Annotated in this window: 7 protein-coding genes; 2 read left to right on the top strand and 5 right to left on the bottom strand. The window is 49.5% G+C overall.

Annotation, left to right across the window (positions count from 1 at the left end; genetic code table 11):
• Positions 1-148: 148 nt before the first annotated feature.
• From topA to Q0Z70_RS00470, 4 genes are all read right to left on the bottom strand, one after another.
• Positions 149-2,491 (bottom strand): type I DNA topoisomerase, encoded by a 2,343-nt coding sequence (gene topA / locus Q0Z70_RS00485; RefSeq protein ID WP_298071589.1) that lies wholly within the window; start codon positions 2,489-2,491, stop codon positions 149-151.
• Positions 2,492-2,584: 93 nt separating this feature from the next.
• The gene (locus Q0Z70_RS00480; protein ID WP_298071587.1) at positions 2,585-4,240 is read right to left on the bottom strand and encodes a TonB-dependent receptor; all 1,656 of its coding nucleotides are present in this window, start codon (positions 4,238-4,240) and stop codon (positions 2,585-2,587) included.
• Positions 4,241-4,270: 30 nt separating this feature from the next.
• Positions 4,271-7,303 (bottom strand): tetratricopeptide repeat protein, encoded by a 3,033-nt coding sequence (locus tag Q0Z70_RS00475; protein ID WP_298071585.1) that lies wholly within the window; start codon positions 7,301-7,303, stop codon positions 4,271-4,273.
• Between the two features lie 84 nt (positions 7,304-7,387).
• On the bottom strand, positions 7,388-7,915 hold the full coding sequence (locus tag Q0Z70_RS00470) for an NUDIX domain-containing protein (protein ID WP_298071583.1): 528 nt from the start codon (positions 7,913-7,915) through the stop codon (positions 7,388-7,390).
• 125 nt (positions 7,916-8,040) lie between these two features.
• Between Q0Z70_RS00470 and Q0Z70_RS00465 the strand changes: the two genes are divergently transcribed.
• Complete coding sequence (locus tag Q0Z70_RS00465) at positions 8,041-8,844, top strand: inositol monophosphatase family protein (RefSeq protein ID WP_298071582.1); 804 nt, start codon at positions 8,041-8,043, stop codon at positions 8,842-8,844.
• Positions 8,845-8,855: 11 nt separating this feature from the next.
• Complete coding sequence (locus Q0Z70_RS00460; protein ID WP_298071581.1) at positions 8,856-9,563, top strand: ComF family protein; 708 nt, start codon at positions 8,856-8,858, stop codon at positions 9,561-9,563.
• A gap of 161 nt (positions 9,564-9,724) precedes the next feature.
• On the opposite strand, the gene Q0Z70_RS00455 is transcribed toward Q0Z70_RS00460, so the two are convergent.
• Positions 9,725-12,265 (bottom strand): outer membrane beta-barrel family protein, encoded by a 2,541-nt coding sequence (locus Q0Z70_RS00455; RefSeq protein ID WP_298071580.1) that lies wholly within the window; start codon positions 12,263-12,265, stop codon positions 9,725-9,727.
• Between the last annotated feature and the right edge of the window lie 166 nt (positions 12,266-12,431).

The following is a 12,431-nucleotide window of genomic DNA, read 5'->3' as shown; positions in this document are numbered from 1 at the left end:
TTCGCAATTTACTAGTATTCATTCTATTACGTTTTTAATGTTATTTCACTACAAGATTCACGAGACAATTAAACGCTTCTTCCTCATCCCTGTGGTTGAGCTGGAAACAGAACTCGTCCACGTACCGCTGCATTATTTTACGGATACGTTATGAAAGATGCCGTACACGCCGCGTTTTAGGCTTATTGGGGTCGTTTTGGATTTTGATTAGATCCATACAAGCTTGTAAGTTAAGGTCTTCCGGTGTAATGCCTTCAGGTATCTTATAGTTGCTCCCCTTATAGGCAATGTAAGGGCCATAACGGCCGTTCATAATTTCAAGTTCGGGATCTTCGTCGAACTTCTTGATGTGGCGTTTGGCTTCAGCTTCTTGTTTCTCTTTAATGAGAGCTACAGCTTCATCCAATGTGATAGTCAGCGGGTCGGTACCTTTGGATAGGGAAGCGAACATGCTCTTCCACTGGGCATAGGGACCGTAGCGGCCACTACTTACTTTGATTTCAGCTCCTTCGTATTCGCCAAGTGTGCGAGGTAAACGGAAAAGCTTCAATGCCTCGTCCAGTGTAATGGTCTCAATGGACATGCCCTTCTCTAATCGGGAGAAGCGCGGTTTTTCGCCATCATCGGCACTGCCTATTTGTACTACGGGACCGAAACGGCCTATTTTTACAAATACAGGCTTGCCGCTTGCAGGATCCATACCCAGCAGACGTTCGCCTGCTTTATGTTCGTTTTTGGTAGCAAGTGTTTTCTCTACTGAGGGTTGGAACTTGCGATAGAAACGGTCGAGTACGGTAATCCATTTCGTTTCACCTTCAGCGATTTTATCGAACTGCTTTTCGACGGTGGCCGTGAAGTTATAGTCAAGGATATCGGGGAAGTACTCCGTGAGGAAATCGTTTACTACCATACCGATGTCGGTAGGGAGCAGTTTGGATTTCTCGGCACCGGTCAGTTCTGTGCGGGTACTTTCGGTTATATTCTTTCCTTTTCCCAAAGTCAGCACTTCGTATTTACGTTCTTTACCGGGTTTTTCGCCTTTCACTACATACTCTCGTTGCTGGATAGTAGAAATAGTAGGGGCGTAGGTGGACGGACGTCCGATGCCCAGCTCCTCAAGTTTGCGTACTAGACTGGCCTCGGTGTAGCGTGGCGGTTGGAGGGTAAAGCGTTCAGTAGCGGTCACAGTGCTATAGTCCAGTATCTGCCCTTGCGTGAGCGGAGGCAGCAGTCCTGCGATATCGTCGCTTTCGGCTTCATCATCATGTGATTCACGATATACACGTAGAAAGCCATCGAATTTGACAACTTCTCCTACTGCGGTAAATGTTTCGTTGATATTGCTGAGGCCAATAGTGACGGTAGTCTTTTCCAGTTCGGCGTCGGCCATTTGTGAGGCCAGTGTACGTTTCCATATCAGGTCGTAAAGACGGCGTTCCTGGGCGGTGCCCTCTATTTTGACATTCTTCATGTAGGTGGGGCGGATAGCTTCGTGAGCTTCCTGTGCCCCTTTGGTTTTAGTTGTGAAGTGTCGTGAGTGCAGATAGCGTTCACCCATCTTGGCAATGATGGTTTCGCGAGCGGCGTTGATGGCCAGTTCAGAGAGGTTGACCGAGTCGGTACGCATGTAGGTGATGTGTCCCGATTCGTAAAGGTTCTGTGCTATCATCATGGTCTGTGCCACAGAGAATCCCAGTTTGCGGGCCGCTTCCTGTTGAAGGGTCGAAGTGGTGAAGGGAGCGGCAGGACTCTTTTTCAGCGGGCGTGTAGCAATGTCTTGGATGGTAAAAGTGGCATCCTTGCAGATTTCGAGAAAATGACGTGCTTCTTCTTTGGTTTTGAAGCGGTGTTCCAGTTCCGCTTTCATTTCTACTAACTTACCGTCAGCATCGGGTACGGGGAAGATTGCTGTTACGCGGTAGGCAGCTTCGCTATGGAAAGCCTGGATTTCACGTTCGCGTTCAGCGATGAGGCGCACAGCTACCGACTGTACACGTCCGGCTGAAAGGGCAGGTTTTACTTTGCGCCATAGTACAGGCGAAAGTTCAAAGCCGACGATACGGTCCAAAATGCGTCGTGCCTGTTGGGCATCCACCAGATTCAAGTCGATTTGTCGCGGGTTCTCAATGGCACGCAAGATTGCGTTTTTGGTGATTTCGTGGAAGACAATGCGCCGTGTGCGTTCAGGTTTCAAGTTCAGTACTTCATACAAATGCCAGGCGATGGCTTCTCCTTCGCGGTCTTCATCGGAAGCCAGCCATACCGTTTCGGCTTTGGAGGCTTCTTCTTTTAGTTGCGCTACAAGTTTCTTTTTGTCCGCCGGTATTTCATATTGCGGTTCAAAATGGTTGTTTACGTCTATACTGAAATCTTTCTTCCGTAAGTCACGGATATGCCCGTAGCTGGACAAGACTTCAAAATCCTTTCCCAAGAATTTCCCAATGGTCTTGGCCTTGGCCGGTGACTCAACAATGACTAAATTCTTCTGCATAAAATCTTACTTTGTAGCGGATATATCCCACTGATTTTGTCCGCAAAAGTAGAAAAAAACAATTTTCCCTCCTTAATAATATAAAGAAAAAAACTAAAAACGAAAACTTACACCTCCCAAGAAGTTAATGCCTTGGGCCGGACAGCCTTCATAATATTGGTAGTCTTTGTTCAATAAATTGTTGAATCGGGCGTAGACGGCCATGTTTTCAAAGACATCGTAGTTGGCAGATACGTAAAGATTGCTGACGGCATCCGCACGTTTCCCTTCTACTTCGCTACGTCCGATATGTTGGTAGCCTAACGAGAAACGGAGCGCCGAAAGTGGAGATACATCGACTTGGGTATTGGCTTCCAAGGCAGGCTTGAAATCGAGAATGCAGCTTTCGCCATAAGCGTTTTGTCCCTTGTCAGGGGTACTCCAGCTGCGGTAGACAGCCGATACGTTGAAGCCGAACAGCTGCTTGTAGCTGTAAGTCATCTCACCGCCTGCATAGACGTTGCGTGCGTCAGCTTGTCCGAGGTCCAGTCTTGTTCGTAAAGGGCCGCCTATTAAAAAGTCACGGATAAGGAAAAGGTCATCTTTTAAATCCTGATAGCCTGCGTAGAGGTGGAACCACAAATCATTGACGGGGCCGGCTTTGAATCCAATGGCGGTGTTCAGCTGCTCGTAGGTAGCATCAAGCTGGTTTTGAAACTGTCCGTAAGGATTATAACTTTCCAGTTGGCGGAAATCGTTCTGCCGCTTGCCTCCTGTACCTTGTACGTAAAGCAGGTAGCTGTCCGAGAAGTTGTATTGTATTTGTACATCGGGGGCTATGCGGACTTCCTTGCCGAAGCCGATAGCAAAGTCAATATGTGCACCGAGTTTCAGTTTCCAGTCGTCATTTTGGAACTGATAGCTGGGGTTCAGTCCGATGGAGGTGCAATCCTCGAAATTGGCTTTCCGGTAGAATGCGTTATCCATGTTGAATGCGATATGGATAAGTTGTTCGTCCGAGATGTTCCCCGATACCTCGGCTTTGGTGCGTATCATGCTTTCGCCTGTATTTTCAGCAACAAGGTCATATTGGCGCTGGTAAAGGAGGAGATTGGTCTCGACGGCATAGTCCAACGAAAGATCCTTATTGCGGTTCTTGAATCCGAGGTGTATGTCACCGGAGGCGAACTTTTGTTTATTGGCATTCCATTCGGGCATGAAATTGAAGTTGCTTAAGCCGAAATGGCCGCTTAGATTTAAGTCCAGTGAACGAAAACGGTGCCGGTAGTCTATGCCCGCACGAGTGTGATAATAACGTGACTTCCATGTCTTTGTGTAGTCGTCCATATCCAATTTGCCGTTCATTCCGTCCATATCGAGATGTAGGTTCAGCCGATCGTCGTCTGAAAGGGTAAACAGGTAGTTGGCCAGCAAGTCGAGATTATTGTAATTGCCGTACCCCAGACGTGCATATCCTCCTTTGGCTTTCGTCAAGGGTTCAATGCCTGTATAAGGTTGCATGGTTGTTACGGGGATTTGTGCCGTCGGCATCGGTGTCTCGTTGTATTCCACTGCTTTCTTGGTCATAACCGGTACTTCTATCTGTGGAAGAACATTGATTTTCGAAGCGTCCATGATATTTGGATTGTATTCCTGCTCTACTACCACCGTGCGCACCAAGGCCGTATCCTGAGTCTGCTCCTGTGCTTGCAAGGTCAGAGGAAGTCCTATCAGGGCTGCTCCTCCGAGTATATATCGCATATTTTTCATATTCGTTTGTTATTTATGAGGAAAATCTTGTTATTCTTTCAGTTTAGCTAATCTTTCTTCAATCATTCCGGCGATGTCATCGTCTGCCTGGTAGTTCTGTTGCAGACTGAGGAGATATTGGCGTGCATCGAGTTTCTTGTCCATAGCTACATATACATCGGACAGGAGGATAAAGCTGCGTGCCAGCCAGTAGGCATGCGGAGTGCTCTGTTCAATGAAATCGAGTACTTCCTTCTCGGCTGCCGTGTAATCGCCGTTGTCATACAGTTGTTGGGCAAGCAGGTATTTGGCTTCGGCGCCATAGAGTGTGCGTGTGTCTTTAGCCAGTACCTGCAAGTCTTCGGTTGCCTTTTGTTGTGCCTTTTGGTTGAGGTAAGCCTTGGCTCGATAGTACAAAGCTTCGTTTTGCAGTTCGGGTGTCAGTTTGGTTTCCGACAGTAAGGCAGTGGCTGCATGGATGGTTTCTACGTCGTCTTTCAAGAGTACGCCGCAACGCAGTACGCCCGTAGTTCCCAACTGTCTGTATTCGGTAGTAGTAGCGCGAGCTTGCAGTTGCTTGTAATCGGCCAGCGCCAAGTCGTATTGCTGGCGGTTGAAGAGGATTTCGGCATGCATGGGCAAGACCTCTCCGGCATAAGGGCTGTTGGGGAATTCGAGTAGCTTGCCTGCATGCAGCAATACGGCTTCGTCGTCCTTCTGTTCTTTGCCGATAAGGCAGAGATAATAGTGGGCATTCAGGCAGAAAGCACCTTCAGGATAGCTTTGAATATAGCGTTCGAAGCTTGTCTTGGCGGATGCAATTTCGCCTTTCATATAAACCTTCTCGGCGGCGATGTAGGTCAGCGAGTCCTGTTCGCTGGCTTCAAAACGTATCTGGCCCGGCATCTGTGCGGCCAGGGCAGCATATTCGTCCACGCGATTGGCATCCACGTAGATGGTTTTCAGGTCGCGCATGGCCAAACGGGCTTCTTCACTGCCCGGATATTTCATGATGACGTGCTTGTAGGCTTCGATAGCCCGGTTGTAGTCTTCGTTTTGATAGTAGAGAAGGCCTATTTCAGCGGCAGCCTTGCGTGCGATAGGACTTTCGGGATATTTGGATAATAGCTCGCGGAAGGTTGCGATGGCCTGGGCGCTTTGATTGCTTTGTACATACGAACGTCCTTTTTCATATAACCCGTTGATGGCATAGGGTGAATTGGGATATTTCTGTGCCAGTTGGTCGAGCAGCGTTATCTTGCCGTTGTAGTCTTTTTGCAGACCGGCCACCAAAGCCAGTTGGTAGTAGGAATAGTCGCCCGAAGCCGTTCCCATGTTCTCGGCACGGGTATAGTAGCGGATGGCTTCATCGAAACGGCGTACATGGAGGCAGCAGTCGCCCAGACGGTTATAAGTGTCAGCCAAGGCTGCCGGATTTTGCCCTTTCTCCAGTTGGATGTAGCGATTGAAATAGCTTTCGGCATCGGTGTAGTTCTTGCGATGGAAAGCGATGTATCCTAAGTTGTAGTGGGCCAGTGCATACATCTCGTTGTTCGTGTCGGGATTGCAGTTCAGATAGCGGTTAAAGTCGTCGGCTGCTTGCTGCATTTGTCCCAGACGGTAGTAGGATTCGCCACGCCAATAGGCTGCTTTGCCTTGTTCTCTTTTGCCTTGCTGGCCGAAGAGGGCCGCATATTGGAAAGACTGGCCGAAGTAGTTGATTGCTTTCTGGAAGTCGGCATTGGCAAAGGCTTGTGTACCCAGTTGGAACAGGACGCGCACTTTTGCTTTCTGTATGGCCGAATTAGGTGATTTGATACGGTTGATGGACTTCAGGGCTGCTTCGTAGCTGCGTGTTTCCATATATACTTCAACTAAATAATCGCTCACCTTGTCAGCATAGGCCGATTGTGGAAAGTCATTCAGGAATTTCTCGAAAACGGTGACCGATTGGCCGAAGGCAGAATAGGATGTTTCGTGGATGCAGAGGGCATAATTGTAGGATGCCTGTTCTTTGACGGCTCTGTTGGCATCCGAAGCGGCAGCTTGTTCGAACGCCATGCGGGCTTTATTCTTTTCAGCCAATTTGAGATAGGCCAAGCCCATGTGCAGGTAAGCGTTCTGGCTCAGAGCATCTTTTTCCTGCGTGACGCGGGACAGCAATACGGGCACCTGGCTGTAGACGCCGCAATGATAGTTAGCCAGGCCATACATGTACAGGGCATCGCGACGGGTGGCGGCACCATCCTGTTCGAACGCCTGCATGGCTTCATGGTATTTCCCCATGTGGTAGCAGGCCGATCCGATGATGCGGTACATCTCTGCCGTATTCTCGTTGCCGGGGTAGGCGGAGAGATAGTTTTGGGCTACAATTTCCGCTTTGTCGTATTGTTTCTTTATCAGATAGATTTCTGCGATATAGTAGGGGGTCAGCGCTTTGTATTTGTCGTTGTCCTGCAAGGTGAGGAAGCCGTTCAGAGCCTCGTCGTAGCGTTGCTGGGTGTAGCGGATGTAAGACAGATAGTAGGTACAGTCTGTTTCATAGCGTGATCCGGTGTTTTTCAGCGTTTCGAACCAGATAGCCGCTTCCTTTACTTTCCCTGTCTCCAGATAACACATGGCCCTGCGGTATGTCATGTCGTCGCGTTCATGGTCTGCCAGCAGAGACAGATCGGAAGCGTTGAACAAGGCCAGCGCATTGTCATAGTCCTGTGAGAAGAAATAGTTGGACGCCATCAGTGCATAGATGCGGTTGGCATGGGGCGTATCGGGATGGTTGTCCAAGAAATCCCGTAGGAATTCATTGCTCCGTCCGTCTCTCATTTCATAGGCGGAACAGGCCAACATATATTCGGCTTCCAGTACTTCGCCTGTATGCGGCGGCTGAGAGCCTTCGGTTTCAGCTTTCTGTAAGAAAGCCCGCAAGGGAGTAATGGCAGCTGCATAGGCTTTTTCTTGGAACAAGGTCTTTCCTTCCTGATAATCCTGCTGCAAGGAGGCCGCTTTTTCGGTGTTCTGTGCCGCTACAACTAACGGAGCACAATACAGTGCTGCACAGAGTATGCGTGAGAATTTATGCTTCATGTCCTTTATATATGTAATAAGTGTATTCACAAAAGTACGTCTTTTGACCGGCATTTCTTTGCCCTGTTGATATTTTTTAGGATATTACACAAATCCTTTCAGGAATTTCTTTAATCCTTCTCTGATGGAGGCAAGTCCGAATTCCTCCGGTTGTAATTTCTCGAAGGGAACAAAGAAGGTATCTGCCGCATCGTCCATCGCCTGAAAATGGAGTGTGTCTTCTACCTGACAACGGAAGAACATGTCGAGCGTATGGACCGTGAAGCCTGAGTAAAGATACAGATTGGGCAGGGAGAACAGGTATCGTGCCTGCGTAACAGTCATACCGGTTTCCTCCAGTACTTCGCGCGCCACACCTTCTTCGGCCGTTTCATACAGGTCGACAAAGCCTCCGGGCAGGTCGAGTGTCCCTTTGGCGGGTTCCTTGGCACGCCGGCATACGAGCAGCTCGTGTCGGGTATTGACGATAAAGGCCACTGTAGCCGAGGACGGGTTGAAGTAGTAGACAAAGCCGCAATCGGGACATTGTTTGGACTTTCCGTTATGTATCCCGAAACGGGGAGAACCACATTTGGGACAATAGGCGAATTGGGAGAGAGGATGCTCAGTCATGCTCATCAAAGTATTTGGAATGTTGGTATTGCCTGCAAAGGTAAGCAATTAGTAAAATCTTAGGATATATTCTTTGGTAAATGTGTAGGAAACCGTTATTTTTGGTTGAATTTAAGGATTGAGATATGGATAATCTGAAATGGCTGACAGGAGAAGTCTGTCGGATAGCCCGGAAAGCCGGACATTTCTTGAAGGAAGAACGGAAGAATTTTCGTCGGGAAGTCGTGGAGCAGAAGAATGCCCATGACTATGTGTCGTATGTCGATAAGGAAGCCGAGCGACGGGTTGTGTCTGCGTTGCATGCATTAATGCCCGAAGCCGGTTTTATTGCCGAAGAGGGTTCGGCTGACTATCACAATGAACCGTTCTGCTGGGTGGTCGACCCGTTGGACGGTACGACGAACTATATTCACGACGTGGCGCCTTATTGTGTGAGTATCGCTTTGCGGAGTCGCGGCGAACTGCTGCTGGGCGTGGTCTATGAACCTGTGCGCGACGAATGTTTCTATGCCTGGAAGGATGGGGGAGCTTATCTGAACGGAGACCGGATTCGGGTATCCGATGTCGTTTCTTTAGACGATGCCTATGTCGTGGCCGAACTTCCCTACAATGCCCGGCTGTATGCCTCTACGGCGGAGCATCTGATGCAACGGCTTTACGGAAAGGCCGCCGCGATCCGTATGAACGGGTCGGCCGCCTTGGCACTCTGCTATGTGGCGGCAGGGCGATATGATGCTTGGTTGGAGGCTTTTATCGGGAAGTGGGACTTTTCGGCTGCCGCATTGATGATACAGGAGGCCGGAGGACGAGTGACAGATTTTAGAGGGTCTGCATCGTTCTTGGAAGGGCATCACATCGTAGCGACCAATGGCGCCTTACACGATACGTTCTTAGAAATTATTCAAGGATGTCTCCCCGAAGGGTTGTAAGGACAGAAGAAATGAAGACCGGCAGTTGGAAACTTTGGCTACAGGGGCTGGCACATCTGTTCTTTCCCCGTCGGTGTGTCGTCTGCGGAACGTGCTTGCACGAGGGTGAAGAAGTGATTTGCCTGCGCTGCAACATCGACATGCCCCGCACAAATTGGCACTTGGAGCGGGACAATCCGGTGGAGAAACTGTTTTGGGGAAAGATTCCGTTGGAGCGTGCCACCTCCTATTTCCTTTATCATAAGGGAAGTGATTTTCGGCATATTCTCCATCTGCTGAAATACGGTGGAAAGGCGGATATTGGCCGGACGATGGGACGTCTTGTGGCGGAAGAAATTGCCGGAAGCGGTTTTTTCGATGGGATAGATGCCATTGTACCGGTCCCTTTGCATCCCCGTAAGCAGCGGGCGAGGGGATATAATCAAAGTGAATGCTTAGCCTCCGGTATTGCGGATGTGACGGGAATCAAGCTGGATATACAGACGGTAAAGAGATGTGTGCATTCGCCGACACAGACTCGTAAGTCAGCTTACGAGCGGTGGGAGAATGTGGCAGGCATTTTTCAGACAGACCATCCCGAACGCTATACGGGCAAGCATATTCTGCTGGTGGACGATGTGCTGACTACCGGTTCTACGGTGACCGCCTGTGCCGATGCTTTCGCCGGCATTGAGGGCTTGCGCATCAGCATACTGACACTGGCGAAAGCTGCCATTTGATGTTGCATTCCATGCTTCCCCGTTGCTGTATTTTCTTGTACCCTGATGTTATATATCCTGAGGGTCTCATACAGTGCTTTCTCACCTCCTCATAAAGCACGGTATGAGAGGGTAAGGAAGCACTGTGTCAGCATCTCAGAAAGCACTGTGTTGCGGCAGCATCATTCGCCGCCTTCACTTCCGGGAGCGCCGCTGTCGCCACCCGACTTCACGTCGTCGTTCGTGATGGTGCGTGCGGCTTTCTTTACGCTGGCTTTCAGTTCACCGATGCGGTAGCTGACACTCAGTCCGAAGCGCATTTGCGGGTGCTTGTTCCAGCTGTCCTGGATAAATCCCTGTCCTTCGATGTGCGACTCAAACTTGTTATATTTCTTGAAGAAGTTGCTTGCAAAGGCCGATAGCGACAGGCGGCGGTTCATGAATGACTTGTTCAGGTTCAGGCTGTAGCTGAAGAAACTGCTTCCTTTACCTTGCAGCATGATCCACGGGGTTTGGCCAAAGACATTTACACTCAGACGCCAGTCGTATTTGAAAGTCTGCTGCGCGCCGCCATAGGCAAAGAGGTTCCATCCGTCGTTTTCCAGTCCGTTGGCTCCTTTCAGGTGCGTATAGCCGCCGAACAGGTTGGCATAGACACGGGTGTCTTTTGTGGCGTTCCAGTTGACATAGGCGCTCAGGTTGAGATTACGGCTTTTGCCGATGTTCTGATAGGTAGTGTAGAGCACGTCCTTGCCTGTTTTTTTGTCTTCCGAAAGGTCGGGAATATCATCTTCGGATACAAGGTTGGTGACAGACTGGATGCTGTTGTTCGTAAACGAATAGCGGGCGGATACGTTGATGTTGAACTTCGGCGTGAAGTTGCTATAACTTAAATCAAAGGCATGGCTCTTTTCACTGTCCAGTTCCGGGTTGCCCTGGCTGAGGCTGGACGGATTGCTGTCGTTCAGATAGGGATTCAGATACCAGATGCCGGGACGATAGATGCGCATGTTGTAGCCCAAACGAAGGTTGGACAGGTCGGTCAGCTCCCAGCCCAGTGAGGCGGAGGGTACCATGTTGTCGTAGTTCTTGCGGAAGTCATCGCCGCGTCCCAGGAGGTATTTCACGTCCTCGATGGTATGTTCGTATCGGAGGCCCAAACGTCCTGACAGTTTCTTCCACTTCAGGCCGTAGCCCAGATAGGCTGCGATGATGTCGTTCTGATGGCGGTAGTGCGTGCTGTACTCCTCGTCGAATACATAGTCCGAGTTGTTGGCTGCCGTCCGCAGGTAACGGTCGTTGTCTGAAGAGTTGTTGCGTAAGATATACTTTACGCCCGATTCGATGGTATGCAGCTTGCCAATGGGGGTTGTGTAGTCTGCCTGGAACGTGTGTTCGGTCGTATTCTGGCTTCCGTCATTGTGCTGGTCTTCCAGTCGGCGCAGGTAGCCGGCCCAGTCATCATGGCCATAGGCGATGTCGTATTCCGAATAGGAGTCCGATGTCTGCGGGCGTGTATTCACCTTATAAGAAAGGGTGAACATGCGTCCCTTTATGGTGGGGGAAAGACGTTGGTAATCAATTCCGCCGTCGATAGAATACCAGGACGATTTACTGCGGCTCCCAATGCCGTACTGGTAAAGCAGGTGGTTGTCCAAAGGTGAATTGCCGACATAATCGCTGCTGCCATGACTGTTATTTCCGCCTCCCCACAAACCGAATGAGGCGGAAATCAGGTTCAGTGAATCAATTTCGTAGCTGGCCTCCATGCTGCCCGATTGGAAAGAACCGCTGCCTTTGCTGCTGCCTTCATAGTCTAAATTGGCAACTTCCGCGCCGGTGTCCGTAGCCCGTTGCATTCCGCCTGAATAACTGCGTGGGTTGTCGTTGTGATTGTAATTGTAGCGGGCGCTCACGGTAAACTTGCCTTTCTGTACGGTACCGAACAGACCGCCGCCGGCACCCCGGTTGTTTACATTGCCGCTCAGCGTCACGGTATAGCCCTCGAATCCGCCGCCTTCGGTCACAATGTTCAGAATACCTCCTACACCTTCGGCATCGTACTTCGGACCCGGATTGGTGATGACTTCAATATGCTTGATCGTATTGGCGGGCATGCTTTTCAGCACTTCCGTCGGATTATTGCTCATCATGTTGTTGGGCTTTCCGTTTACGTAGACCTTGAACGAGCTGCTGCCATTTACCTGAATGTTGTCTTCTCCGTCTACGGTCACTAACGGCACCTTGCGGAGCATCTCGAGCAGGGAATTGGTTTCCGAGTCGGGGTCGTCTTTTACGTTGTATTCAATTTTGTCAATATCAGCTTTTACCAGCGGTTTCTGTGCTACGACTTCCACTTGGCCCAGTTCGTTGGAGGCATCAGTGATATACAACGTACCAAAATCCACCAGCTTCTGACCGGCTTTGACGGAAAATTCTTTCACAATGGGATTACGTCCTACAGACGTGATGGTCATAATGAAATGTCCGGTTCCCTTTACGTTTTCTTGAAAGCATCCTTTCATATCGGAAACCATCATTTTTACCGGTTTGTCGGGTGTCGATTTACGTGCTACACGAATGGTGGCATAAGGTTCTCCCTCCTGTGTCAGCGAGTCGAGCAGAATTCCTTTCAGCTGAAAAGAAGAGACAACTGCGTTCTGTGCTACTGCCAGCCCGGATATGAAAAGCATCCATAGCAGCACGGTAGTTTTTAAGTTCATGCGTTTTTTCCTAATTTATTTGACTGTTCTTGTTATCGTCTTATCAGTCGTTGCATGTGCCTTTAAATCACATACGGGCAGCAAAAATAATTGCTTTTATTGCGATTACGATAAATTTGTAGTTAAAAAAGGTCAATAGGGGATGGCTTCGCAGCATCCATTATCT

The sequence above is a fragment of the uncultured Bacteroides sp. genome (assembly GCF_947632445.1).
Taxonomy (GTDB): domain Bacteria; phylum Bacteroidota; class Bacteroidia; order Bacteroidales; family Bacteroidaceae; genus Bacteroides.
This window is presented reverse-complemented; position numbering and strand designations above follow the sequence as displayed.

What these genes read in the sequence shown, in the direction of transcription:
- Q0Z70_RS00475 (WP_298071585.1), bottom strand. Translation starts at nt 7,303, where the DNA reads ATGAAGCATAAATTCTCACGCATACTCTGTGCAGCACTGTATTGTGCT.
- Q0Z70_RS00455 (WP_298071580.1), bottom strand. Translation starts at nt 12,265, where the DNA reads ATGAACTTAAAAACTACCGTGCTGCTATGGATGCTTTTCATATCCGGG.
- Q0Z70_RS00480 (WP_298071587.1), bottom strand. Translation starts at nt 4,240, where the DNA reads ATGAAAAATATGCGATATATACTCGGAGGAGCAGCCCTGATAGGACTT.
- topA (WP_298071589.1), bottom strand. Translation starts at nt 2,491, where the DNA reads ATGCAGAAGAATTTAGTCATTGTTGAGTCACCGGCCAAGGCCAAGACC.
- Q0Z70_RS00465 (WP_298071582.1), top strand. Translation starts at nt 8,041, where the DNA reads ATGGATAATCTGAAATGGCTGACAGGAGAAGTCTGTCGGATAGCCCGG.
- Q0Z70_RS00470 (WP_298071583.1), bottom strand. Translation starts at nt 7,915, where the DNA reads ATGACTGAGCATCCTCTCTCCCAATTCGCCTATTGTCCCAAATGTGGT.
- Q0Z70_RS00460 (WP_298071581.1), top strand. Translation starts at nt 8,856, where the DNA reads ATGAAGACCGGCAGTTGGAAACTTTGGCTACAGGGGCTGGCACATCTG.